Origin of the sequence: Sphingobium sp. TB-6 (assembly GCF_012927365.1) — a bacterium.
In the GTDB taxonomy this organism is placed as follows: domain Bacteria; phylum Pseudomonadota; class Alphaproteobacteria; order Sphingomonadales; family Sphingomonadaceae; genus Sphingobium.
Genome location: NZ_JABBGL010000003.1, coordinates 291,705 through 312,257 on the forward strand (window position 1 = coordinate 291,705; position 20,553 = coordinate 312,257).

The 20,553-nt window shown below is 60.9% G+C and carries 31 protein-coding genes; 13 read left to right on the plus strand and 18 right to left on the minus strand.

The features are described 5' to 3' along the window. Window positions 1–15 precede the first annotated feature (15 nt). The 3 genes from HHL26_RS06765 to HHL26_RS06775 all read left to right on the plus strand — a co-directional run bounded on the left by HHL26_RS06765 (window position 16) and on the right by HHL26_RS06775 (window position 1,197). Entirely contained in the window at window positions 16–714 is a 699-nt protein-coding gene (locus tag HHL26_RS06765) for an N-acetylmuramidase domain-containing protein (RefSeq protein ID WP_169576007.1), read from the plus strand. Beyond that, window positions 711–980: a hypothetical protein gene (locus HHL26_RS06770; RefSeq protein WP_206377375.1), complete on the plus strand. Its 270-nt coding sequence runs from the start codon at window positions 711–713 to the stop codon at window positions 978–980. Before HHL26_RS06765 ends, HHL26_RS06770 begins: the two co-directional genes overlap by 4 nt. Before the next feature lie 61 nt (window positions 981–1,041). After that, window positions 1,042–1,197 (plus strand): hypothetical protein, encoded by a 156-nt coding sequence (locus HHL26_RS06775; protein WP_169576008.1) that lies wholly within the window; start codon window positions 1,042–1,044, stop codon window positions 1,195–1,197. Window positions 1,198–1,203: 6 nt separating this feature from the next. Here HHL26_RS06775 and HHL26_RS06780 read toward each other — a convergent pair whose 3' ends face one another. The 4 genes from HHL26_RS06780 to HHL26_RS06795 all read right to left on the minus strand — a co-directional run bounded on the left by HHL26_RS06780 (window position 1,204) and on the right by HHL26_RS06795 (window position 2,478). Next, a complete protein-coding gene (locus HHL26_RS06780) occupies window positions 1,204–1,554 on the minus strand; it encodes a hypothetical protein (RefSeq protein WP_169576009.1) in 351 nt (116 codons plus the stop codon). 65 nt (window positions 1,555–1,619) lie between these two features. Further along, entirely contained in the window at window positions 1,620–1,976 is a 357-nt protein-coding gene (locus tag HHL26_RS06785; RefSeq protein ID WP_169576010.1) for a hypothetical protein, read from the minus strand. A 9-nt stretch (window positions 1,977–1,985) separates the two neighbouring features. Further along, on the minus strand, window positions 1,986–2,324 hold the full coding sequence (locus HHL26_RS06790) for a hypothetical protein (RefSeq protein WP_206377376.1): 339 nt from the start codon (window positions 2,322–2,324) through the stop codon (window positions 1,986–1,988). Next, the gene (locus tag HHL26_RS06795; protein WP_169576011.1) at window positions 2,311–2,478 is read right to left on the minus strand and encodes a hypothetical protein; all 168 of its coding nucleotides are present in this window, start codon (window positions 2,476–2,478) and stop codon (window positions 2,311–2,313) included. The genes HHL26_RS06790 and HHL26_RS06795 overlap by 14 nt, the downstream gene beginning before the upstream one ends. 90 nt (window positions 2,479–2,568) lie before the next feature. On the opposite strand from HHL26_RS06795, the gene HHL26_RS06800 reads away from it, so the two are divergent. Next, the gene (locus tag HHL26_RS06800; RefSeq protein WP_169576012.1) at window positions 2,569–3,222 is read left to right on the plus strand and encodes an SOS response-associated peptidase family protein; all 654 of its coding nucleotides are present in this window, start codon (window positions 2,569–2,571) and stop codon (window positions 3,220–3,222) included. Here HHL26_RS06800 and HHL26_RS06805 read toward each other — a convergent pair. The 3 genes from HHL26_RS06805 to HHL26_RS06815 form a co-directional block, all read right to left on the minus strand. Then, window positions 3,219–3,404, minus strand: a complete 186-nt coding sequence (locus HHL26_RS06805; protein WP_169576013.1) for a hypothetical protein — start codon at window positions 3,402–3,404, stop codon at window positions 3,219–3,221. The genes HHL26_RS06800 and HHL26_RS06805 overlap by 4 nt on opposite strands. Before the next feature lie 349 nt (window positions 3,405–3,753). Then, window positions 3,754–3,981 carry a hypothetical protein gene (locus HHL26_RS06810; RefSeq protein WP_240962364.1) on the minus strand — a complete coding sequence of 76 codons (228 nt, stop codon included), beginning with the start codon at window positions 3,979–3,981 and terminating at the stop codon, window positions 3,754–3,756. 140 nt (window positions 3,982–4,121) lie between these two features. After that, window positions 4,122–4,286: a hypothetical protein gene (locus HHL26_RS06815; RefSeq protein WP_169576014.1), complete on the minus strand. Its 165-nt coding sequence runs from the start codon at window positions 4,284–4,286 to the stop codon at window positions 4,122–4,124. A 381-nt stretch (window positions 4,287–4,667) separates the two neighbouring features. On the opposite strand from HHL26_RS06815, the gene HHL26_RS06820 reads away from it, so the two are divergent. The 3 genes from HHL26_RS06820 to HHL26_RS06830 all read left to right on the plus strand — a co-directional run bounded on the left by HHL26_RS06820 (window position 4,668) and on the right by HHL26_RS06830 (window position 7,362). Further along, complete coding sequence (locus HHL26_RS06820) at window positions 4,668–4,892, plus strand: hypothetical protein (RefSeq protein ID WP_169576015.1); 225 nt, start codon at window positions 4,668–4,670, stop codon at window positions 4,890–4,892. Window positions 4,893–5,182: 290 nt separating this feature from the next. Further along, window positions 5,183–5,947, plus strand: coding sequence for a hypothetical protein (locus tag HHL26_RS06825; protein WP_169576016.1), 765 nt, complete (start codon window positions 5,183–5,185; stop codon window positions 5,945–5,947). 416 nt (window positions 5,948–6,363) lie between these two features. Further along, the gene (locus tag HHL26_RS06830) at window positions 6,364–7,362 is read left to right on the plus strand and encodes a P63C domain-containing protein (protein ID WP_169576017.1); all 999 of its coding nucleotides are present in this window, start codon (window positions 6,364–6,366) and stop codon (window positions 7,360–7,362) included. Window positions 7,363–7,460: 98 nt separating this feature from the next. On the opposite strand, the gene HHL26_RS24585 is transcribed toward HHL26_RS06830, so the two are convergent. The 11 genes from HHL26_RS24585 to HHL26_RS06880 all read right to left on the minus strand — a co-directional run bounded on the left by HHL26_RS24585 (window position 7,461) and on the right by HHL26_RS06880 (window position 17,196). After that, entirely contained in the window at window positions 7,461–7,838 is a 378-nt protein-coding gene (locus HHL26_RS24585; protein ID WP_346765566.1) for a PilZ domain-containing protein, read from the minus strand. Window positions 7,839–7,896: 58 nt separating this feature from the next. Further along, entirely contained in the window at window positions 7,897–8,103 is a 207-nt protein-coding gene (locus tag HHL26_RS06835) for a hypothetical protein (RefSeq protein WP_169576018.1), read from the minus strand. A 5-nt stretch (window positions 8,104–8,108) separates the two neighbouring features. Then, window positions 8,109–8,315: a hypothetical protein gene (locus HHL26_RS06840; RefSeq protein WP_169576019.1), complete on the minus strand. Its 207-nt coding sequence runs from the start codon at window positions 8,313–8,315 to the stop codon at window positions 8,109–8,111. 309 nt (window positions 8,316–8,624) lie between these two features. Then, window positions 8,625–8,816 (minus strand): hypothetical protein, encoded by a 192-nt coding sequence (locus HHL26_RS06845; RefSeq protein ID WP_169576020.1) that lies wholly within the window; start codon window positions 8,814–8,816, stop codon window positions 8,625–8,627. 410 nt (window positions 8,817–9,226) lie between these two features. Continuing rightward, window positions 9,227–9,454, minus strand: a complete 228-nt coding sequence (locus HHL26_RS06850; RefSeq protein ID WP_240962366.1) for a hypothetical protein — start codon at window positions 9,452–9,454, stop codon at window positions 9,227–9,229. A 140-nt stretch (window positions 9,455–9,594) separates the two neighbouring features. Continuing rightward, window positions 9,595–9,759 carry a hypothetical protein gene (locus HHL26_RS06855; RefSeq protein ID WP_169576014.1) on the minus strand — a complete coding sequence of 55 codons (165 nt, stop codon included), beginning with the start codon at window positions 9,757–9,759 and terminating at the stop codon, window positions 9,595–9,597. 976 nt (window positions 9,760–10,735) lie between these two features. Beyond that, window positions 10,736–10,885: a hypothetical protein gene (locus tag HHL26_RS06860; RefSeq protein WP_169576021.1), complete on the minus strand. Its 150-nt coding sequence runs from the start codon at window positions 10,883–10,885 to the stop codon at window positions 10,736–10,738. 53 nt (window positions 10,886–10,938) lie between these two features. After that, on the minus strand, window positions 10,939–15,360 hold the full coding sequence (locus tag HHL26_RS06865; RefSeq protein WP_169576022.1) for a hypothetical protein: 4,422 nt from the start codon (window positions 15,358–15,360) through the stop codon (window positions 10,939–10,941). Window positions 15,361–15,425: 65 nt separating this feature from the next. Next, window positions 15,426–16,616, minus strand: coding sequence for a hypothetical protein (locus HHL26_RS06870; RefSeq protein ID WP_169576023.1), 1,191 nt, complete (start codon window positions 16,614–16,616; stop codon window positions 15,426–15,428). Then, on the minus strand, window positions 16,616–17,050 hold the full coding sequence (locus HHL26_RS06875) for a hypothetical protein (protein ID WP_169576024.1): 435 nt from the start codon (window positions 17,048–17,050) through the stop codon (window positions 16,616–16,618). The genes HHL26_RS06870 and HHL26_RS06875 overlap by 1 nt, the downstream gene beginning before the upstream one ends. Next, window positions 17,047–17,196, minus strand: coding sequence for a hypothetical protein (locus HHL26_RS06880; protein WP_157009762.1), 150 nt, complete (start codon window positions 17,194–17,196; stop codon window positions 17,047–17,049). The genes HHL26_RS06875 and HHL26_RS06880 overlap by 4 nt, the downstream gene beginning before the upstream one ends. Window positions 17,197–17,439: 243 nt before the next feature. On the opposite strand from HHL26_RS06880, the gene HHL26_RS06885 reads away from it, so the two are divergent. The 6 genes from HHL26_RS06885 to HHL26_RS06910 all read left to right on the plus strand — a co-directional run bounded on the left by HHL26_RS06885 (window position 17,440) and on the right by HHL26_RS06910 (window position 20,553). Continuing rightward, a complete protein-coding gene (locus tag HHL26_RS06885) occupies window positions 17,440–17,730 on the plus strand; it encodes a hypothetical protein (RefSeq protein WP_169576025.1) in 291 nt (96 codons plus the stop codon). 6 nt (window positions 17,731–17,736) lie between these two features. Next, on the plus strand, window positions 17,737–18,087 hold the full coding sequence (locus HHL26_RS06890) for a thermonuclease family protein (protein WP_169576026.1): 351 nt from the start codon (window positions 17,737–17,739) through the stop codon (window positions 18,085–18,087). Between the two features lie 289 nt (window positions 18,088–18,376). Continuing rightward, window positions 18,377–18,550: a hypothetical protein gene (locus tag HHL26_RS06895; protein WP_169576027.1), complete on the plus strand. Its 174-nt coding sequence runs from the start codon at window positions 18,377–18,379 to the stop codon at window positions 18,548–18,550. A gap of 477 nt (window positions 18,551–19,027) precedes the next feature. Next, window positions 19,028–19,642 carry a hypothetical protein gene (locus tag HHL26_RS06900; RefSeq protein WP_169576028.1) on the plus strand — a complete coding sequence of 205 codons (615 nt, stop codon included), beginning with the start codon at window positions 19,028–19,030 and terminating at the stop codon, window positions 19,640–19,642. A gap of 3 nt (window positions 19,643–19,645) precedes the next feature. Beyond that, window positions 19,646–19,921, plus strand: coding sequence for a hypothetical protein (locus HHL26_RS06905; protein WP_169576029.1), 276 nt, complete (start codon window positions 19,646–19,648; stop codon window positions 19,919–19,921). Next, window positions 19,915–20,553 carry a hypothetical protein gene (locus tag HHL26_RS06910; protein ID WP_169575957.1) on the plus strand — a complete coding sequence of 213 codons (639 nt, stop codon included), beginning with the start codon at window positions 19,915–19,917 and terminating at the stop codon, window positions 20,551–20,553. The genes HHL26_RS06905 and HHL26_RS06910 overlap by 7 nt, the downstream gene beginning before the upstream one ends.

Below are 20,553 nucleotides of genomic sequence, written 5' to 3' on the forward strand. Positions count from 1 at the left end.
CCACAGGAGCAATTCATGGATCAAGCGACGCTTCAGCGGCGCCTGGCGGATCGCGGCTATTATCACGGCTCGATCGACGGGCTGTTTCAGGACGCGAGCAAGGCGGCGCTGCTGGCCTGCCTGACCGACGGGCCGGATTATCCCATCACGGCGGCCGACATCGCCCAGGCGGCGAAAGACCTATCGGTCGATCCCGCGAAGGTCTGGGCTGTCTATGATGTCGAGGCGGCCGGAGACGCGTTCATTGATGGGCGGCCTGCGATCCTGTTCGAGCCCCATCGGTTCAGCCGGTCGACGGGGCATCGCTATGACGCCAGTCATCCGCGCCTCTCATCCCGGTCATGGAACCGGAAGCTCTATCCCGCGTCGCAGGCCGGACGCTGGCAGCAACTGCTCGATGCTGTCGCGCTGGACGTGGACGCCGGTTTCATGTCGGCCAGCTATGGCGCGTTCCAGATCCTGGGCGAGAACTTTGCCGTCTGTGATGCGCCGGACGCTTGGTCTTTCGCCTGGCGCCAGTGTCAGACGGAGGGGGACCAGCTTGACGCGTTCACCCGTTTCATAACCGGGCGCGGGTTGAAGCGGGCGCTTCAGCGAATCAGCGCTGACCCGGCGACCTGCAAGCCGTTCGCGGACGGCTATAACGGGACCGCCTCCGCGCTCAACCATTATGCGGAGAATATCGCCGCCGCCTATGTGCGGAGGGCGGCATGACCCGACCCATCATCACCATCAAGCCGCCGACCGACCATTTCAGCGAGATCATGCTGCTGTCGGTCATCGCGGGCGGCGTGCTGTACGTCATGCACGGCGCCATCGAGGCGAACCACGCGGGAGAGGCGTCGGCCTACACCGCGATCCTCATGGCGATCGTGTCCGCCATCAAAGAGCGGTTGACCCAGCGCAGTTTGGACCGGATGGGCCAGAGCCTTGCCAACGCGCCGCCGGCCGATCCGCCCGCGCCGGAGCCAAAGCCATGATCTTCTTTTGGCTCCCCTATCTGATCACCTTTTTTGGCTGCACCTTCGATGGAGACGAACAATGATTCGCCTGATTCCCCTCGCGCTGCTCTGCACCCTGCTGGTCGGCTGCAAATCCATGGAAGTGAACTGCGCCAAGGCCGATAAGGTGCGCGCCGCCGCTGCTGTTGCACTGGCCACGCTCGATCGGGTGTGCCCGATCACCTATCCGCAGTAATAATAATCACTTCGGTTCGATCCGCTCCACGCCCTCATGTCCGAGCAGATTCTCCACCCAATCCTGCAAGGGCGCTACCCCGCGCACGCCGACCTCGGGGGCATGGATGCGATACCTTTCCCATCCTCGGGTGATTTCGGACACCAGCAGGCCGATCCTGTCGCGCTCACCTTTCCTGTGCCCCGTCACGGTCTCGGCAAATCGCTTGTGATAGCGTGTCAGTTGCACCTTCAGATGCATCCGGAGGTCATCCGCCGATAAGGGGGTCATTTGCGCGGTTTCCCAGAGCAGCAAATCCAGATCGCCGCGAGTGAAGCCGTAGGCCTTGTCATTGACCTCTTCGAATGTCGGCAACATATCTCTGTAGCGCTGAGCCCGCGCCCTGGCCGCCATCAATGCGGCCGATCGATCGCCAGCCACGCTCAGCCCAATTTATGCGCAGAGAGGTCCGTCATCTGCATCTCATGGGCTGACGGAACGGTCCATTTCCTTGCGCGGACCGGTTCGCCCTTGAGCTTCTCCGTCAGGTCATAGCGGTGATCGAAGTCGCCGCTTTCGCCCGGCATATAGGTGTAGAGCAGTTCGGTCTCTGCATCGCCGCGTACCAGGCTGAAAATCATCTCGTCGTGCATGCCGTCGGCAAGGTCGGTCAGGTCCATGCCCAGCGTGCGGCAGAGGTCGGAAATCTGGAACCGGGTATCAAATTCCGCGATGCCCTGATCCAGACGCGCCGCGATCGTGTCGAAGGCGGCCCGCACTTCCAGTTGCTCATTCGTCATGTCGCGCTCCTATCCTCTAAAGCGGCTCACAGCCCGTTTCCATTCCCGTTCATCGGGAAGCGGCAAACGAATTTTTGCAGGCTTGTTGCTGGTCTCCATGGTGATCGGCCGGACCTTCCGGCCCGTCCGCTGCGTGCAGGCCCGGCAGTAGAGGCGGCGCTTCGCCTCGCGAAAATCGTCGCTCCAGCCCTTGCGCTGGAATTTCCACCATAGGCCATGCGCATCGAACAAGCCTTCGCGGCGGCAACGGCAGACGACTCGCACGGAATAGTGCCATGCGGCGGCTTCGAAGATGCACGTCGCCAGCTTGAGGTCGTCATCATAGCGCGCCACATCACTTGTTCGCATCGCTCAATCGGGCGTCCCACGCCAGCGCGCCCAGCATGAAGGGGCCATCGTCCCGGTCTCCTGCCCTTATCTCGCGCAGGAACTCGCGGTTGTCATGGCCGCGCTTCTCCAGCGCATCCGCGACCGCCTCGCGAATGTCGTCAATTCGTTCCATAAATCTTCTCCGATAGGGAACATATGAAGAACGGATTTCGAGTCGGTCAAGCATATTGACTCTCGGCTGGGCGCGTCTCAGGCTAAGTCCATGTGCAATAGGGCAGAACGGGGCGACACGCAGGCGGTGCTGAAGCTGTTCGGCGCCCGGCGCGGTATGCGCTTCAATGAAGGGCCGCTGGAAACGCATCCGGCCCAGCCCGGCACGGTCGTTCGCCTGGAAGATGGCGAGCGCGTTCTCGAACAGATGACCTGGGGTTTCCCTCTGGCTCAAAAGAGCAAACGGACCGGTCAGCCGCTCAAGCCGAAGCCGGTCAACAATGCCCGGTTCGACAAGCTGGGCACCTATTGGAAGCGATGGGCTATTCACCCGGCGAATCGTTGCCTGATCCCGACAGCGCGCTATGCCGAGGCGGTCGGTCAGCCCGGATGGATGACGGAGACCTGGCTGTCGGTGAAGGACCAGCCGATATTCGCATGGGCGGGCCTTTGGACGAACAGCGACGAATGGGGCGCCGTCTATACCGGGGTGATGACGGACAATGCGCCCGAGTTATGCGACATTCACGATCGCTCGCCAGTGATCCTAGATACGCAGGATTGGGAGGCATGGCTCCATGCGCCGCTGGAGGATCTATATCAGTTCAACCGGCCATATCCTGCCGATCGCATGGTCATCGAAGCGACTGACCGCCCCTGGTATCGCGCCAAGGGGAGTGAACCGGCTGGGCTGTCGTTGTTCTAAAGACCCGCCTGCCGCTCGGGGTTCAGCACCTCGGCCACGGCGTCATAGCTTTCGCGGACCTCCAGACGGCGGCCACCAGAAAAGGCGATCAGGGTTCCCTCAACGCTCGGCTGGAAATAGTCGACCTGAGCCATGTTGACAGAGACAGGATTTCCGTCGTTCAGGGTGAACTCGGCGATCATGACGCGGCTCCTTCAAAGACAGAAGCGCTCAAGCGTCATGCCCGTTCCGTCACGATCGCGGCTAATTGAACAACCCTATGACCATCTCCGCGCTGCCCCATATGACAAGGCCGCCGACGATCAGGACTTCCAGCTTGAAGAGGGCGTCCTTCACGCCTGCGTAGCCGCCGCCAGCACGGCGCGCGTTGGAGGATCATAGGGTTGCGGTCGAATTTAGCGGGTTGCTGATCGCTGCGCGGCATCGGCGGTTAGCGCGCATGCATCGCGAGATGGCCCGAGAATTTCAGACATGGCGAGCGCAAAAGAAGCCCCGCCGAAGCGGGGCAAGTATAACTAGCAGCGGAGAGGTTTACCTCTGCTGTCCGCCCTGATCGTCTTTGCGTTCCTGCTGCCCACCACCCTGCTGGCGGCGCCGTTCATCTTCTTGGTTCTGCTGTCCCGGGTTCCTTTCAGGCTGGCCGCCTTGCTGACTGCCGCCCTGTTGTTTGCGATCCTGGTCCTGCTGCTGCTGGCCTGGGTTCTGGTTCTGTTGGTTGCCCATCTGGCCGCCTTGCTGGCCTTGGTTTTCGTCTGCCATTTCATTAATCCTCTCATGTGCGGGTAGCACAAGGGAGAGAACCCTTGGGAGAGCGGCAGTGTTCCTCGGCTCGTCGCACGGGGCAATATAGGCAAAAGAAACCCCCGCCGAAGCGGGGGCAGGAGGGGATTGGAATTGACTCAGGCCGCTTTAGCCTCCTCGTCAAGTTGGTTCAGCATCTTTAGATAGTTGGCCGCCAGCACCAGGTGCACTCGCCTGGAAACTGCATCGTCGGTAAGAGCGGCTTTGCGGGTTTCCGCTCTTGCGCGGCGCTCGTAATATGCCCGATCTGGAACTTTGCGCACTTTGCTCCTCCATGAGTTGAACAAAGGCGGGAACCTTGGGTGCCCACCATCCTCTGGGAGCGCCCCAAAGGACAGACACCTCATTACCAAATGCGCGGGTGATTCGTCAAAGGCACATGAAATAGGCGAGGCCTGCGCGGCGACATTTAGGATGGCCGGCCGGAGGGCGGGTTTGCGGCGCCATGGCGCAAACTGCTCGCCAAATCGGGACTTTGTTACGTCACGGTCTGAGACATAGCAACGAAAGGGACAAATAAAGCTTAGGCGCTCAGAAATAGGCGTCGAGCGCAAAACGATGTATGATCAGTTAACCAAGCCAACGACTCCAAGCCTCTTGACCACGGCTTGACCGGTCTGTCCGCATAAAGTGGAGACCATCTGATGAGTACGTCCGATCCGATCATGTTTGCTGCCAAAGTTATCGGCATGAGCGATGCTGAGCTTCTGGCCGCGATCCGAAACGTCGCCCTGAGCCCGGCGCAAGCCGATTACAGGCAGGCCCTTTTGGATGAGGCAGTTCATCGCCATCTTGTGAGCGACACGGCCGATCCGATGCCTGCTTTGCAGGCGGCACCATCGGTCAAGCCGCCGTTGCGCAAACAGTAATTGATGTTTTGTCGCACGTGGAAGGTCTCATGGCGAACACGACGAAGGCCGCCCTTTGCGGTGCCGAGAACCATCCTCGCGACCGACGCGCTAACAGCGGAAAATCTATTGCGTGGCTAAGACGGAGGCCCGCCCTTCGTGACAAGACAAGCCTCCGTCCGCCCCGTCCCTGAAGCAGTTAGGCTACGCCCCCGCCCGTTGCTGGTCCTTAATGTTGATCAGTCTCGCCCGATTGGTCGCTGCTGAGTCGATGGGATTTGACGGAGCCATTTCGGCTATCGCCAATCAGGTTGACGGCAGTTCCGCTCGCTTGCGCGACGAACCGGCCGCTTCAGCGTCACGCTGCCACAATCAATCAAAAAGGCGGCGCAAGCAGCGAGAAGAAGGATCATGCAACCTTCCACCGGCATGCAGTCGGCGGGAGAAATGCAATGCAAAACCAAACGTCTAAACGTCAAAAGCTCTACAAGCAGGGTCTCAATGATGGTCAAATTGCCCGCATCCAGCAGGTCAGCCCGAATGCGGTAGCGCATTGGAGGAAGCGTAATGGTCTTCCAGTGAATACGGTGGTCCAGAAGGCCCCGCGTCCTGTCGCTCAGTGCCGCAAGTTTCTGTATGATCTGGAATGGCGGGACCCGCATATCGCTAAGGAGCAGCGCGTTTCAGCGGCGGCTGTACTGGATTGGCGCCGGTCCAATAGCCTTCCCGCAAACCAGAGCAATGCATTCAGGCGGAGGCAAGACAGGGCGCGGCAACTGCATGATCTGCAAGACAGGATCGTGAAGGCGATCGGTACGTCCCTGCCACGCGACATCGCGGCCGATGCCGCCGCCGATCTGATGCTAGCGGTCGTCAGCGGTAGCGTCCCGATCAGGGACATAGAGAAACGGGCGCGGTCGTTCGGCAATCGGGCGCTTCAGGAGTTTGCAAACGCCTATCTCTCCCGATCTCTCGATGAAACGATCGGTGCCGATAGCGACCTGCGGCGCATCGATATGCTGGTGGATGAATCCTCCAGCGTCTGGCTGGAGGAGATGGGGGCTAGCTGGCACTGAGTCTCGGGCGGCCCGGCTGGGGAACGCTGGGCTGTCCTGCAAGCCCAGAAAGGGATGAGGGGCTAGTTTGGGTCGCACGTAGGTAGGCGCCTGCACCGGCAATACCGCTTAAGATCATGCGCCCGGCACTCCGAGATTATGTCCGATGAAATAGGGATCGGCTGAACGAAGCGGAGCAATATGTCCGGTCCATACAAGGCGAATCCTTGCGATGGCGATATGAGCGCGCCCGCGACCCGAAGGCTTCAAGCCTTTCTCCTGGCCCGGTGGTGAAAGCTGCCGGGTTGTTTTTTAGCGCACAAAAAGCCTGCGGGGAGACGGGGCGCAAAAAAGCCCGCCGAACTGGAGCACTTGACAGGCACAAGTGCATTTGCAAGCATGAAGCCATAATTTCATGCAGCAAGCATAGGTGGAAGATGAACGATCGCAGGAAGGGCGGAGAAGCGCGGGCCAAGAGTTTGACCCCTGATGAGCGCAAGGCGATTGCCCAGGTGGCGGCGTCAGCGCGGTGGGGCAAGAAAGAGGTGGCTACCGACCTCCCTAAGGCCACGCACCAGGGCAAGATGATTGTGGGTGAAGTCGAGCTGGATTGCTACGTCCTCGCAGACGGCCGGCGCCTAATCCACAAGCGCGGCATGGCGAAAGCCCTCAACCTCAAATCTGCTGGCGGCAATGCGTTCCTGCGGTCGATGACCCGGAAAGGCATTGGATCCGAACTAGGCCAAAAACTGGTCGAAATCATTGAAAATCCCGTGATTTTCAAGCCTTTAACCCTGGATTCGGCCCATGGATATGACGCTGAGGTTTTAGTCGAGGTCTGCAAAGCGATTGTCCGCGCCGATGAAGGCGGAAAGCTGACAAATTCTCAGGATTTTCTTGCCGCTCAAGCAAGAATCTTGCTCAATGCCTTCGCTAAAGTCGGTGTTGCGGCGCTGATCGATGAGGCCACCGGCTTCCAAGAGGTGCGTGGCCCGGATGCCCTTCGCTTGTTGGTCCAGCAATATGTTGAGGCTGAAAAGAGAGAGTGGGAAAAACAGTTTCCGGATGAATATTATGACCGCCTGAATGAGTTGTATGGCAGCAAGAGAATGACCCGCACCAGCACGGGCATTGTCATTCAGAATAGGCCTCAGCATTTCGCATTGTTCACCCGCAAATATGTCTATCATCCGTTGGAAAATGGTGCGGTGTTGGATGAGTTGGACCAGTTGAACCCCAAGGTCGACCGGCGCGGCAATCGGCGTGCGCGCTTCCACCAGCATCTCAGTTTCGATTATGGCATCCAGAAGCTCAAGCGTCAGATGCAGGAAGTCATGACGTTGATGGCCATATCGGACAATGTTTCTCAGTTTAAGCGCCTTTTCCAGAAGCGCTTCCCGCAGGTTGGCGACCAAGGGGATTTCGGGCTGGAATAATCCCTCATCCCCTAAATCCCCTTCCCTGCTCTACGGGGTGGCAATTATCGTTGCTGGGACTCGCACTCGGACAGTGTGTCAGCCGGTAGCGCGCAGGGCTATCGCCTGCTCCCGAATCCGGGGCGCCGAAATGAAAGGGTTGGCCTGAAGAGCGTCGGAACCTGATACTGGGTCGCCGGCAGATCTCGATGGCGCAGATCAGCCGGGCGGATCGGCGAGTCTAGATGTACTCCAAAGCCGTGCCCCTTCCGCCACATTACGGTTCCATTCACCGGATCACAGTCCGCAATTTGGATCGTAACTCGATCACCAACTGCTATTTCGGCCGCACATTTACCTCCGAGCCCACGCTCAGAAACATCCCGCACAAGGATGTCGATCCTGCCCGCTCGCTCGTGAACCATCTGGGCCTTTAGAAGTCGTCGCGCGCGATCATAGGCGCGGGCCACTTCAGGACAAAGACCATCCTCTTCCATGTTTATTTTCCGCGACCTGTTGTACCGGCAACATAATGCGCTGCCTGGTTCGTGCAACCTACTGCTTGCTTAGCGGCCTTCCGGATCGATAGTCCATCAATTGGTCGACGCGCTCCGCTATGGCCTGCCATGTCTGGACGCCATCAAGATCGCCTGCCGTGGCCAGTTCGCCGATGCGGCTGGCGACGTGCAGCGGGGCCTTAGCCCCATGCTGTTTTATGACCTGTTGGGCGCAGGCCCATAGCTCCCAATCGTCCAGCGGCATGAATGCTACGCATCTCCTGCGGGGCTAAAGAGCGCTTGGACCTTGACGCTGATGTCAATCCAGTCCTTCGCGGAGGCCTGATCGCCGCGATCCAAGAGCACCCTGACCTGCCGAACGATCACGTTTCCGACGTCATCGCCATGGACCTCCAGCAAACGGGCCGCCGCAGCCCATTGCTCCTGATCGGTCATATTGCCTTGTGTGATGCCCATCGGTCGCTCGTGCCTCGAAACGGACGGCCGGGTATAGCATTAAGCGGGGGGAGGGGAAGCATGCCTCTTCTGGGATCGCGCTGGGATCACAGATTGCCATTTGTTCTACGGTTGTTCACGGAAAACCGCGCATTTTCGGCGCAATTTTCTGTGAAAAACGGTGCTGGTGCCGCATTCGTAATGCGAGGGTCACGTGTTCGAGTCACGTAAGCGGCACCAGTTTTCAAGCACTTAGCAGCATCTGGCGATAGGTCATTTTCATCAACGGCCCTGGATAAGCACGCGATAAGCGCGGGGAGAAAACTCGCGCTACTGGGTCGGTTCCTGCCCGATCAGTCGCTCCAGCCGACGCGCAACCTCCTTCCACATCGCCACACCCTCGGCCTTCCCCTCGCTGGCAAGCTGGCCGATCCTCTCCGCCACCACGACCGGCGCACGGTCGCCGTGCTGGCGCAGCAGCACCGACGCCATGCCCCATAGCTCCTGATCGCGGGTCATCATCTGGGCAGGATATGGGAAGCGCCCTTGGGACGATAGGTTTGCTTGAGCGTCTTCAACCCAGCGAATCTTGCCGTTCGGCCGCCCCGAGGGTTGGCAGATGAAGAACAGACTCAGCCACTCAAAGCTGATATACCGGACAGATCGCTGGCCATAATGAGCGCGCTAGCGACAGAGAGATAGCTGCTCCCGCTCCCGGGAGACCTAATGAGCATCGAAACACAATTTGAGTACCATGTCCGCCGCGCCTCGGAGGAGCATAGGGATGCGGTCGAATTTAGCGGGTTGCTGATCGCTGCGCGGCATCGGCGGTTAGCGCGCATGCATCGCGAGATGGCCCGAGAATTTCAGACATGGCGAGCGCAAAAGAAGCCCCGCCGAAGCGGGGCAAGTATAACTAGCAGCGGAGAGGTTTACCTCTGCTGTCCGCCCTGATCGTCTTTGCGTTCCTGCTGCCCACCACCCTGCTGGCGGCGCCGTTCATCTTCTTGGTTCTGCTGTCCCGGATTCCTTTCAGGCTGGCCGCCTTGCTGACTGCCGCCCTGTTGTTTGCGATCCTGGTCCTGCTGCTGCTGGCCTGGGTTCTGGTTCTGTTGGTTGCCCATCTGGCCGCCTTGCTGGCGTTGGTTTTCGTCTGCCATTTCATTAATCCTCTCATGTGCGGGTAGCACAAGGGAGAGAACCCTTGGGAGAGCGACGGTGTTCCTCGGCTCGTCGCACGGGGCACTATAGGCAAAAGAAACCCCCGCCAAAGCGGGGGCAGGAGGGGACTGGAATTGACTCAGGCGGCTTTAGCCTCTTCGTCAAGTTGGTTCAGCATCTTCAGATAGTTGGCCGCCAGCACCAGGTGCACTCGCCTGGAAACTGCATCGTCGGTAAGAGCGGCTTTGCGGGTTTCCGCTCTTGCGCGGCGCTCGTAATACGCCCGATCTGGAACTTTGCGCACTTTGCTCCTCCATGAGTTGAACAAAGGCGGGCACCTTGGGTGCCCACCATCCTCTGGGAGCGCCCCAAAGGACAGACACCTCATTACCAAATGCGCGGGTGATTCGTCAAAGGCACATGAATGGCCAGGTTGCATCTCAGGCCGTGACGCAACCTCCTCAACGATCATCGGCTTAAAATTAAGCCCGTGACGTTCGTAACAGGCTGGGGCGAACGTCGCGGTAGAGCGCCGCGCCAGACCAAGCGAACGAATTTCGTCTGGCTGGTCACTATCCGCGATCCGGATGGTGGCTTTTTGGGTGTTGTCCAAAAAAGTCTGGTCATCGCCGCTGCGCTTTGCTCGCCAAATCGGGCAAACCATAGGCACGTCCCCCATTGGGGGTTGTACAATCACTCCCCGGCCGCCTGAAATTCGGACGCTTGGGTATTCCCCAAATTCGGGGAATATTCCGGAAGGCGGCGGATGATCCAAATCTGGACCATCGGACGAAATTCGTTCGATCGTCCTGTGTTGCGCAAAGAGCGTCAGGGGCAGTTTTACGGCAGGGCCGCGAAACCCGATCAAGGGGGCGTGCTGAACACGCACCCCAGCCCTCATTAGTGATGAAGGGGCTGCGCCTTGGTGTCGCAAATTCCTGGCTCCAGTATACCGATATCGAAACGGCGGATGCAGCGGGGCGATCTATCGTCCGGGAAACGGACGAAGGCTTTTTCGACATTTTCCGAAAAACCAATGTCGCAGCGTGCGACGTTGGTTCCTGCCCATTTTGCTCGTTTCGGTAGGCGCCCTCAAAACTGAGGCGACCCCGGAGTGCGAACGAGTTTCGTCCGCAGTCTGACTTCCTCAATTTGAGGAAGTGAGCGTGGCCCAGATTTGCGTGATCCCCCAGCGGGGGAAGATATTGCCATCCCGGCAGAAACCAGAAGACTAAGTTTAAGTTATGGTCGCAGCGAGTGCCGACGAAATTCGTCGGTACTCATTCACCCGTCCGCTGTTGCTCTGCGCGCCCTTTCGCAAGCAGTGCATCAAGCTTCCGGCCCTGCCATTTTGCGACAGTCAACGCGATGCTGCCAAAGACGAGCGGCATCGCAACCATGGTGACTTGATAGATGTTCGGGAGCGCCATGGATCGATTCTAGCAGCCCGACATGCGGCCCACAAGGGAACGGCGGGGCGCCGTCATTGGATCGTGAATCCAGGTGGCGGCGGAGGGATCGAGAAGCCCGGAGGGGGTGGCGGAATAGATCCCGCGCCGACGCCCATATTCTCCTTCGCCAGCTTCCGGGCCGCCTTGACGATCTTGTTGACCGCCTCCTGCTGATCGTCACCCGGCATCCCGGCCCAATCCGGCGAACCGATCAGCCCGGCAATGTCGTTGTAGCTGGTCGCGCCAGCCATCTCCCGAAACCGCCCATATTCTTCTGGCGTCATGTCCTTGCGGACGAAGGACGGCACTGTGACATCTGCGTTCAGCAGGGCATTGTTGACCGGATCGCCTTGGCGCGTCGAAAGCCAAACGGGCGACACGATGTCAGGACCAACCCCGCCTTCGCTGGTGACAGGGCGGCCCCACACGTCCCGCTGTACCGGTAGGGATTGCGACAGGCCCGGCACGCGGCGGCGCACAGCATCAAGGACCGTATCCGCTTCCCGGAGCGTCGGATCAGCCGTCCGCGCCAACTGTGCGACACCGGCAGGAATGGCCAGCGATCCCGCCGTGCGCTTCAACCAGCTATTGGCGTAGCGGCCCGGATCGTTCACCGCGTCCACCAGATCGCCCAGCCCGGAAAGCCAAGTCTTGCTGGAAAGGTTCTGCATGACAGAGGCCGTAACCAGTAGCGCCACGTCCTCGCGCTGCTTCTCGGTCATATGATCCTGCAACTCGACCATCCCGGCCGCTACGCCGAGGGTGGAGGCGAAGGGATCGAGGCGCTGGTAGCTAAGATATTCGTCCCCGATCTTGATGGAGTAGGGTTGCCAGCCATCGGCCAGCATCAGGGCGCGGGCCTTTTCGTCGGCTGGGCCGTTGCCGGTCACAAGCCCCCGCGAAGCCAGTTCCATCACCAGCGCACCGACACCCGATCCGACCATGGCGCGGGCCACGGCAAGATCGCGCTTCGCTCCGCCTGCCCGGAAGTCACGACGCCATTCCGACAGCAGCGGCGCAGCGGGCGAGCGCTCCAGTGAGAATTTCAGGAGATTGGTCGGCGTCCGCACGAACGGCAGAACCATCTTCATGACCGGGCTGGAATTGCTCAACATCGTGGCGGCCCTGCCTACCTTACCCAGCGGGCGCTGGAAGGTCAGATAGCGGCCATAATCGAATGCCTGTTCAAGCATCTCATCGGTAGGATTCGCGACCAGTTCAGCAGCCCGGCGCTTACCCTCTTCACCGCGCAGGCCTTCCGCTGCGGCCTTCCGGACCGCAAGCCCGTTCAACTCCATGCGCCGCGCCATCGCCTTGTATAGTTCGTCCGACGAGGACAGCATCCGTGTAGGCCACCGGATGATCTTGCCCGCCACGCCGCCGATAGCGTCTTGATGTACGGTATCGACCTTCCCCGCGAAGTCCGACGCCTCGCCCGTTCGCATGGTGCGCGCCGCCTGTCGCAATCCATCCTTCACGCCCTGGATCAGCCCGACCGATCGCGCCCCCAATTCGGAAAACAGCACGCGGTCAGCAACCTTGCCCCGCGCCGCCAGATTGCGGACGCCGCCGAAGGACGCGGCAATGGCATGCTCCGGTATCTGTGCGAGCGCCGTCATGGTGTTCGACACGGCATTGACCACATGGGTTTGAGGCCCAGACAGAAGCGAGTTGATCCAATACTCCTTGAACTTGTCACCCCAACCCGGCTTGAGAGCGAGGGCGGCGTTGCGGTTCATCGAACCCGGATCGATCTTGTCGCCTTCAAGGATCAGGTCGGCGGCTTCCTTCAGACGGTTCTTGCCCCCGCCCCCTTCCGACAGGGCGTTGAGGACATTGCCGCGCACATTACGACCATCGGCCACCATGCGAAACTGCGCGAGCGTCCGTCCGGCTTCCGCCGTCGCCCCGGCAATCTGTTCCTGAATGGCGACGTGACGCACCAGCGCTTGCCGGAAGGTCGACAGCGCCTCTTCGCCCGGATCGTCCATGCGCTGGATGCGCCGCGCCATGTTCACCAGTTCATTGCCCGACTTGGCGAGGATTTGACGGGCGGCCAGTGCTTCCTCTGCGTTGAACGCCTGCCCCTTGCGCCGCGATAGCAACTGATCGGGCGTCATCCCCAATTCATCGGCAAGGCTCTGCGTCTCTGCCTGAGTGATGCGACCGCGCCGGGCTGCGTCGAATCCACCCGTCATGCGGTCGACCTGGCTCAATGCGCGCTGGATCGACTGCGGGCTGTCCAACTTCGACAGGCGGATGTTGCCCGCGAAGTCCGGAGCCTGATCGCCCCATTCCTCATAGGCCGACAGCGGCGGCTGGTTCGCTTCCAGATCGTCCATGCTGACGGGCTGGCCGCGATCCTCCGCAAGAGGCGTCCCCCGATCCCGCGCCCGCTCGACTGCAAACCGCTGATCGCGAGCAGCGTTGAAGGCGTCGACCTCCGCCAGATCGTCAGGACGGAAGGACCGATTGACGCCCCGGTTCGTGTTGTCGACGGCATCCAGAAATTCCCCGATGGTCGGGCGCTCCGCATGGTCGGGGAAATAGCCCGAACGCCATGCAAGGTCCGCCGCCTGATCGAGCGGCATTCCGTTTTCATTATCCACCAACTTGCCGAAGCGCCGTTCCCCGCGTGCAAAGTCCAGATCGCGCCCGGCATTATCGCTGATCCCCAAGGCCCGAAGTTCGCCGCCCTGATCGATGACGCCGCCCTGACTGCGCAGGAAGGTGACAAGATCAGCAGGCCCGCGCTTCGGCAAGGTCCGCTCCGGATCGTCGCCACGCGGCAGCATCCGGCTTTCCAGCGCCAACGCTTCGTTGGGCGCCTTGATCGGCGGATAGAGTCCGGCACCGATCGATGCGGCCTCTTCCTGGCTGGCAACGACATTGGAAGGAAGCGGCAGCAGATCGGCAGGGTTCACCCGCTCCGCCATGGCGCGGCGCTGCATCTCCGTTGCGGGATCGAGCAGCGGACGCGGCCCATCGTTCACGTCGATGCGATCGACCAGACGCGGGGAAGAGATGGAAGGCGAGGGCATTGCCGCCTCACTCTCCATGCTGATCCGGAAGCCGGGCGGAGGTGGCGGAATGTCCGCCTGCATGCCTTGGCTCGCCACAGAGGGAGGCGGCCCATCGAAGGGTTCAGGCGATGGCATCCGCGAAGATGGAAGCGGGGGACGCCCACCCATCCGACCCGCGAGCAAACCCGCCCCGAAGCCGCCAGCTAATCCACCGGCCAGTTGCGCCCCCATCTGGGCGTAGGGGTTGCCGGGCGCATAGTCGTCAGCGGCCTGCCCGGCGAGGTTCGCGCCGATATTCGCGCCAGCCTCACCAGCGATCAGCCCGCCGGGACGGGCAGCAGCCTCCATCGTGGCATTGCGCAGGGCTTGACGAACCGCCCCGGTCTCAAGGACTGATGGGAGGGCGGAGGCGGCCATTCTGGTTCCAGCCGCCAGCGAACCGCCCACCGGCAAGACCGCCTGACCTGTGCCCCGGAAGAAGGCTTGCGCATATCGCTCCGCATCTGAGCGCGGCGCAAATCCTTCATCGTACTGACCGACGCCCAGCTTGTGCAATTGGCCCTTGATCCAGTCCGAACCCATGATGGGCTGATCCGACATAGGCAATCCGGTCAGACGAAGCCCCGCGTTCATCGCATCGACCGGGAAGCCGAAGACTTCGGCCAACCCCTCGTTGAGAGAGCCAAGATTGCGTTCCACGACATTATGACGATCCGGAAGGACAGGGGCGCCCGTCACGTCGGCCTGCTGGAAATAGGTGGCCGCCTTCGCGTGCGGGTTGCGCCGCATGAACGACAGGATATTCGCCGCGTTCGTAATTGCCTGCCCTTGGCCCTTCGCCCACCCCTCCAACTGCGCCGGGGTCGTCTTGGGATTGACCAGCATAGCGGTATATTGCGCCGCCTGCTGCGGCGTCATCGCGATCTTGCCGCGCTTCGGGGCGCTGTCGCCCTGCTTCCGGTAATCGGATGGGTTCTGATAGGTTCCGGCATATGCGCCGCGCTCCGCCGCGATGGCATCGCGTTGCGCACCGATATAGTCAGTCTGTCGCGCCGGATCGGCCGCCAGATATTGCGGCGTCGGCAGAGCATTGCCGGAAAGGATCATGTTCCGCCCGGCATCAGCGCCAGCAGCAGACAGCGAAACCACCGGACGCCCGTAGGTGCTGGAACCTGTCGGCGTCACCGTAGCGTCAGGGCGAAGATAAGGGATCAGCGCTGCGCGTGACTGCTGGCCGAGCGGGATAATCTGCCCGCCCTGCATGCCCTGCTGATCCAGCTCAAAAGCATCAGCGCCGAACAGCCGGCCATTCTGCCCTGTGTTCAGTCGGAACGTGTCGCCGTCATGGGCTTCGCCTGTTGGCCCCAAGCTGAAACCGGGGGGCGGAGGCGGGACAAAAGACGCTACGTCCTTGCGCTTCCCTGCAAACATGCCGGGGCGCGTTTGAGGCGGAGCCAACTGAAAACCCGGAGGCGGCGGGGGAATGTCACCAGCCATCAGCGGACAGGCCTCCACGATTTGGACGCGGGATCATATTGGACCTTGTTGCCTTTGGCGTCGGTTGCGATGGGGTTGCCGCCGCCAGACGAGGACGTGCCAGTCCTCCCGCTGCGGCCGCCCCGGCCATAGAGACCGATCACCTGTTGCTCACCCGGCGTCAGGGTTTGCCCCGCAGCCATCTTGGCGAGGATCGGAGCATAGACATTCCCGGTTGAGCGCGGCGGCCCGCCATGTCCCCCGCCGCCCGCAGCGGCAGGCCGAGGATGCAGATTGGCATAGGTCGGCATGCCCCGCAGCGCGGCACGGTTCTGCTGCCTGACGCCCTCCAGCGAAACCCGGTTGCCCTGGCGGAGCGTTTCCATTTCCCGCCGCCCCGCCTGCGCGGTCGGGCCGTTGCCCCGCAATTGAAAGTCCTGCACCGCTTCGTTGTATTCGTCGGTCCCCGGTTCGAGGCCCAGCGTGGACGCATATTCCTCAAAGTCGGCCGGGCCGTCATAGATGACCCTCGCCATATCGGTGGCGGGATCATATTCCACCTGATCACGGCCCGACGCGAAATAGCGGGGCCGGTTTGCCTTGTAATCCCGATCCTCAACCGCCCATTGGCGATCCTGACGGCGCAGCGCGTCCTGCCGATCCCATTCCGCCTGTTGCTGGCGCTGATGAATTTTCATCGGCCAATATGCAGGCCGCCCGCCGCCCGCAGCCGACAGGGCATCACCAATGGTGCCGATCACGTCCCATCCCGCACCGCCCTTGCCAAAGAACCCCGGCTTTTTGGGCGCAATGCCGGGCAGTGGTGCCATAGGCACAAATTCCGGCCCCGGTTGGGCCTCAGGCATAATGGGCTTTTGCAGCGGCATATCGAGCGGCATCAACGAAATGGGGGAACCCTGATTGTTCGGGATGCCACCAGCAGGCGGGCCAAAGCCTCCCACGACAGGAGCGGGCAATGCGGGGAAGCCGCTGGCGGGGGCGCTCGCCGGGGACGGGCCAACAGGGGTATCCCCCATCGCCTGCGCACCGAAGCGCGGGACGCCAAAGAAGCCCAGACCTTGGGGCATGCTATCGGACGCCGGGGTATTGCCACCCACAGGCAACTCATCACCAATCCCCGGCGTCGAATAACGGGGAGGCAAGCCGAACAGGCCGGGCACGCGACCAACACCGTTGAATGCCATCGCCATTATGCGATCTCCTTAGCTTTTTGAAAAATGTGGGGGGCCACCGCCTGCGCGAGCAGGTTCAGCCCATTCGCAGCAGCTTCGTTGCCGTCCGATGCCAAGCGGTCCAAAAGGGCAGTAGCTTCGGCCAGCAGATCATTGCCGTACACTGCCCCCAATTGGTCATAGCCCCAATATTCAGCCAGATAGGACAGAGCGGATGCGAGGGTCAGAACGTCCTGATCCTCGCCGTGGCTGGCCGCGAGCCGCGCCCAGAACATCATTTCAATTGCGCAGCCATGAGCGATTGCAAAGGAACCTCGCCCAACGGCTTCCTTCATGCCTTGCCAGGCGAGGAAGCATCCTTGACGCTGGGCGTTCATGTCGCCTGATGCCGCGTCCCGGATCAGGGGCGACAAGTCCCCCATGGCGTCGTTCGGATCGAAGCTGGTAATCATGCCGCATCCCTCACTTCCTTGCGCACCGCATGACGCAGCAGTTCCGATAACGTGACGCCTTCCCTCTTCGCCTTTGCAGAGGCGGCGGCGAGCAGCGCCGGGTTGATCCGAAAGGCGGTAAGCGATGTGTGTACCTGTTCCCGCATGACTGGCTCCTTTGACGGGTATCAGAGTACCACTCATGTTATACGGGAGCAAAGAAAATCCGGGTTTTCTGCCGAGTCGGGACGCGTGAAAATACCCCGCCTCGCGCGCGCGTATTGCTCTACGAAGTCGGCCTTCGATGAGTGCAGGACAGACGGCGCCCATGAGCCAGATCGGGACAGCGCCAAGGCCGGGCTTGCCAGCTTCCGGAAGTCATGGGAAATTCGTGCCGGGAGGAATGATCCATGGACAAATCAACCAGTAAACTCGCCGCCGCTGGAGATCGCGCTGCTGATGCAATCGAGCGCTGGAAAGCCGGGATGGTTTTCCTAGGCATGCTGGTGGTGACGGGCTTTGCCGCCTTCATCGTCGCCGCAATCCCAGTCAAGATTTTAGCAGTGCTGATAGGCGCACCCTATCTTGGGTCAGAGGAGAACATAGCTGTCATCTCGGTGTTCACAGCATTGCCTTGGCTCATCACCAATAAGGATGCCGGAAGAGCGCTGCGCACAGTTCTGGATTATCGCCAGCAGTAACTGGCCATGCTTCCCCTAGCCCTGATCCTCGCCTCATGCTTCGCGGTCGATGGTGACACGCTCCGCTGTGACGGCGAACGCATCCGCCTCCTTGGCATTGATGCGCCCGAGATTCACGAATGCCCCAGCTTCCGGCAATGCGTCCCCGGTGACGGACAGGCCAGCAAGCGCAGCCTTCAAACGATGATGGGCGGTCGGATCAGCGTTCAGCGCGTCGGGCAGGATCGATATGGGCGGACGCTTGCCCAGGTATATGTCGGTGGTCGCAATGTCGCCTGCGAGCAGATCAGGCGCGGGCAGGCGGTTTACGTCGAGCGCTGGGACAATGGCGGACTTCTGGCGGCGGACTGCCGGTGATGCGTTCGAAGCAATTCCAGCTAATCGCTGCGTTTGGTTTATCCTGTGTCCTTTCCGGTTGCGATAGCAGGCCAGATCAGTGGGATGCCTTCATATACCCAGACGCGAACGACTTGACCAAGCATGAAGAGATCGCCGGATTCAAGACGTTCGAGCTTTGCCAGAGCGCCGCGATCAGTCGCCTGAGATCGCTGCCCGATCCTGATGGGGGCGACTACGAGTGCGGGTATAAATGCGAAGCCCGCCCTGGGCTGGGCGGGATAAAGGTTTGCGAGGAGACGCGGAAATAATGAGCCGCTATCGCTACCGCTGGAAAGACCGGCATGACGACCTTGTGAACCGGAACAGGGGCAATCCTTGGCCGCTGCGGATCGAGTTTGCCCTATTGGCCTGCCTGTCTCTTGCGGCGATTGCCACCGGCATTGTTTCGGCTGGCCGCTGGATCGCGGGCCTGATCCCTTAATTACCGATGGCTGGCGGGCCAGCGCGCCGCCCGGATCACAGCACCGACCTTCGCAAGAAACTGCCGATCCTCCAGCGGTATGCAATCGGGGTAATCCTCAGGGTCGTCCCTGTCAGGCACCAACTCAAACCATTCGCGCCCCGCTTTCTGAGCCGACTTTTTGTCTAGACCGGCGACCCATTCATTCCATGGGGGGAGGCTTAAATCACCCTGATCTTGTCGGATACCTTCATAGAGAATTTGCACAGCGCGATCGATGTCAGCGGGGAGGACGCCAGCCTGCGAAAGCGCAGCGCGCTCGCGTAATCGCTTTTGGTAGCGGGCCTGCCGCTCAGCATTCGATAAAACCATTCCCGTTATATAACGCGCTTGACAGGTCAGCACAAGCCGTCGTTATATAACGACGCGCCGAGAAGGAGGATTAGGCCCCTCCCGCCCGGCGCTAACCGCAACCCCTGATATAGAGGGATTGAAGCTATGAACGAACTACACAGTTCGCGGCGCGAAGTCATGCGCGCTCTGATTATCGCACCGTCTCTAATTGCGACACCTGTTGCCAGCGCCGCTACCGGGCTGGTCTGCACCCCGACCACCACACAAGACCCGGCATGGCTGGCGCTGCTGGAGGATGAGCGCCGCACCGCTGCCGCCGCAAAGCAGGCAGGGAAAGCCGCAGACGATGCTTTCGGCCGCTTTTCCAACGCCCGCGCCTCCTTCATGGAAGGTTGGCAGGCCGAGTGGGACGACAAGCACGGCAAGCCCTACAAATTCATCGATGCGCGCCCCGCCCACGAAGAGGGCGACTGTCGCATCAACGCGGGCATGGTCGACTACAACGCCTTCCCTAAATTGATGAAGGCGAAGCGCGACCAGACCACCGCCGCGCTGAATAGCCAATATCGCGTTGCAGAAACGGAAGAAGTCTGGAGCGTGGCGCACGACACGCACATAGCCGCGATTAAGGCAATCATCGCCTACCCCTCCCGCGATCCAGACATCATCGCCCACAAGCTGCGGCTGCTGATCGACCAGTTCGGGGATGACGAGGGCGATTTTGCGCCCCTCCTGACCTCCATCACCGGGGAGGCCTGAGCCATGCACATCGCGAACATTCATCAGGGGGCTTCGGCCCCCACCGATGGCGCACGCCCCTTTGACCCTGCCGAATGGCTGGCCCGTTATGTCGAGCTTGGCGGCGGCTATACCGTCAACAGCGATAGCGTCTGGCTGCACTGGTCGCTGCGGATCACCGAACAGGAGCGAGACGCCCTTGTCCAGCATGAGCGACCGCTGCACCGCGACCTCACGAAGCGGGATGCGGTCAAATCCCTCCTGCTTGCCTCCAACCCAAAGGAGGCGCTGCCATGCTGATCTACCGTCAGAACTATTCCGCCCTGGCGCACGCACGGCCATCCATCCAACCCGATCCCGATATTGAATGGATCAACAGCCGATTGCAGGAGAAGCGCGAACGAATTTCGTCCGTGCCCGTCCCCGCTTCGCAGTCAGCGGATCAACAAACCGATAGACCCACACCGCGCCGCGTGGCGGTTCCCAAAGGTCGCCTCCCTTCTGCCCGGCCTGTTCGTGAACCATCCAGCTATGCGCCCCCGATCCTGATGGAGATTGAGCGGGTCTTGAAGCGCACCGGCATGACGGCAACCACATTCGGCAAAGAGGCCGTGCGCGACGGGCGATTGGTCAGCGATCTACGCAAGGGGCGCGATCCATCATCCCGCGTTGCGGCCCGAGTAAGGGCTTTCATTCAGGCAATAGAGCAGAACCCGGATGCATGTCCGAAGGGCAAATCCATATCTGCCGACGATCTCCTTCCCCGCATCCATCGGGCGATGGGCGCGCACGGTCTTTCGGCGCGCAGCTTCGGATTGAAGCTGAACAACGATCCCAGCCTCATGTACCGGATCGGGGATGGTCAAAATATCCGCCATGCAACGCGGGAAAGGATCGTCGCCTTTCTGGACAAGCTGGAAGGGAGGGTCTGA

What these genes read in the sequence shown, in the direction of transcription:
- HHL26_RS06830 (WP_169576017.1), top strand. Translation starts at nt 6,364, where the DNA reads ATGAACGATCGCAGGAAGGGCGGAGAAGCGCGGGCCAAGAGTTTGACC.
- HHL26_RS06860 (WP_169576021.1), bottom strand. Translation starts at nt 10,885, where the DNA reads ATGGCGCTCCCGAACATCTATCAAGTCACCATGGTTGCGATGCCGCTC.
- HHL26_RS06880 (WP_157009762.1), bottom strand. Translation starts at nt 17,196, where the DNA reads ATGCGGGAACAGGTACACACATCGCTTACCGCCTTTCGGATCAACCCG.
- HHL26_RS06910 (WP_169575957.1), top strand. Translation starts at nt 19,915, where the DNA reads ATGCTGATCTACCGTCAGAACTATTCCGCCCTGGCGCACGCACGGCCA.
- HHL26_RS06805 (WP_169576013.1), bottom strand. Translation starts at nt 3,404, where the DNA reads ATGATCGCCGAGTTCACCCTGAACGACGGAAATCCTGTCTCTGTCAAC.
- HHL26_RS06850 (WP_240962366.1), bottom strand. Translation starts at nt 9,454, where the DNA reads ATGGCAGACGAAAACCAACGCCAGCAAGGCGGCCAGATGGGCAACCAA.
- HHL26_RS06905 (WP_169576029.1), top strand. Translation starts at nt 19,646, where the DNA reads ATGCACATCGCGAACATTCATCAGGGGGCTTCGGCCCCCACCGATGGC.
- HHL26_RS24585 (WP_346765566.1), bottom strand. Translation starts at nt 7,838, where the DNA reads ATGGAAGAGGATGGTCTTTGTCCTGAAGTGGCCCGCGCCTATGATCGC.
- HHL26_RS06840 (WP_169576019.1), bottom strand. Translation starts at nt 8,315, where the DNA reads ATGGGCATCACACAAGGCAATATGACCGATCAGGAGCAATGGGCTGCG.
- HHL26_RS06820 (WP_169576015.1), top strand. Translation starts at nt 4,668, where the DNA reads ATGAGTACGTCCGATCCGATCATGTTTGCTGCCAAAGTTATCGGCATG.
- HHL26_RS06810 (WP_240962364.1), bottom strand. Translation starts at nt 3,981, where the DNA reads ATGGCAGACGAAAACCAAGGCCAGCAAGGCGGCCAGATGGGCAACCAA.
- HHL26_RS06875 (WP_169576024.1), bottom strand. Translation starts at nt 17,050, where the DNA reads ATGATTACCAGCTTCGATCCGAACGACGCCATGGGGGACTTGTCGCCC.
- HHL26_RS06795 (WP_169576011.1), bottom strand. Translation starts at nt 2,478, where the DNA reads ATGGAACGAATTGACGACATTCGCGAGGCGGTCGCGGATGCGCTGGAG.
- HHL26_RS06790 (WP_206377376.1), bottom strand. Translation starts at nt 2,324, where the DNA reads ATGCGAACAAGTGATGTGGCGCGCTATGATGACGACCTCAAGCTGGCG.
- HHL26_RS06890 (WP_169576026.1), top strand. Translation starts at nt 17,737, where the DNA reads ATGCTTCCCCTAGCCCTGATCCTCGCCTCATGCTTCGCGGTCGATGGT.
- HHL26_RS06845 (WP_169576020.1), bottom strand. Translation starts at nt 8,816, where the DNA reads ATGATGACCCGCGATCAGGAGCTATGGGGCATGGCGTCGGTGCTGCTG.
- HHL26_RS06835 (WP_169576018.1), bottom strand. Translation starts at nt 8,103, where the DNA reads ATGCCGCTGGACGATTGGGAGCTATGGGCCTGCGCCCAACAGGTCATA.
- HHL26_RS06780 (WP_169576009.1), bottom strand. Translation starts at nt 1,554, where the DNA reads ATGTTGCCGACATTCGAAGAGGTCAATGACAAGGCCTACGGCTTCACT.
- HHL26_RS06785 (WP_169576010.1), bottom strand. Translation starts at nt 1,976, where the DNA reads ATGACGAATGAGCAACTGGAAGTGCGGGCCGCCTTCGACACGATCGCG.
- HHL26_RS06885 (WP_169576025.1), top strand. Translation starts at nt 17,440, where the DNA reads ATGGACAAATCAACCAGTAAACTCGCCGCCGCTGGAGATCGCGCTGCT.
- HHL26_RS06765 (WP_169576007.1), top strand. Translation starts at nt 16, where the DNA reads ATGGATCAAGCGACGCTTCAGCGGCGCCTGGCGGATCGCGGCTATTAT.
- HHL26_RS06870 (WP_169576023.1), bottom strand. Translation starts at nt 16,616, where the DNA reads ATGGCGATGGCATTCAACGGTGTTGGTCGCGTGCCCGGCCTGTTCGGC.
- HHL26_RS06770 (WP_206377375.1), top strand. Translation starts at nt 711, where the DNA reads ATGACCCGACCCATCATCACCATCAAGCCGCCGACCGACCATTTCAGC.
- HHL26_RS06895 (WP_169576027.1), top strand. Translation starts at nt 18,377, where the DNA reads ATGAGCCGCTATCGCTACCGCTGGAAAGACCGGCATGACGACCTTGTG.
- HHL26_RS06900 (WP_169576028.1), top strand. Translation starts at nt 19,028, where the DNA reads ATGAACGAACTACACAGTTCGCGGCGCGAAGTCATGCGCGCTCTGATT.
- HHL26_RS06775 (WP_169576008.1), top strand. Translation starts at nt 1,042, where the DNA reads ATGATTCGCCTGATTCCCCTCGCGCTGCTCTGCACCCTGCTGGTCGGC.
- HHL26_RS06865 (WP_169576022.1), bottom strand. Translation starts at nt 15,360, where the DNA reads ATGTTTGCAGGGAAGCGCAAGGACGTAGCGTCTTTTGTCCCGCCTCCG.
- HHL26_RS06800 (WP_169576012.1), top strand. Translation starts at nt 2,569, where the DNA reads ATGTGCAATAGGGCAGAACGGGGCGACACGCAGGCGGTGCTGAAGCTG.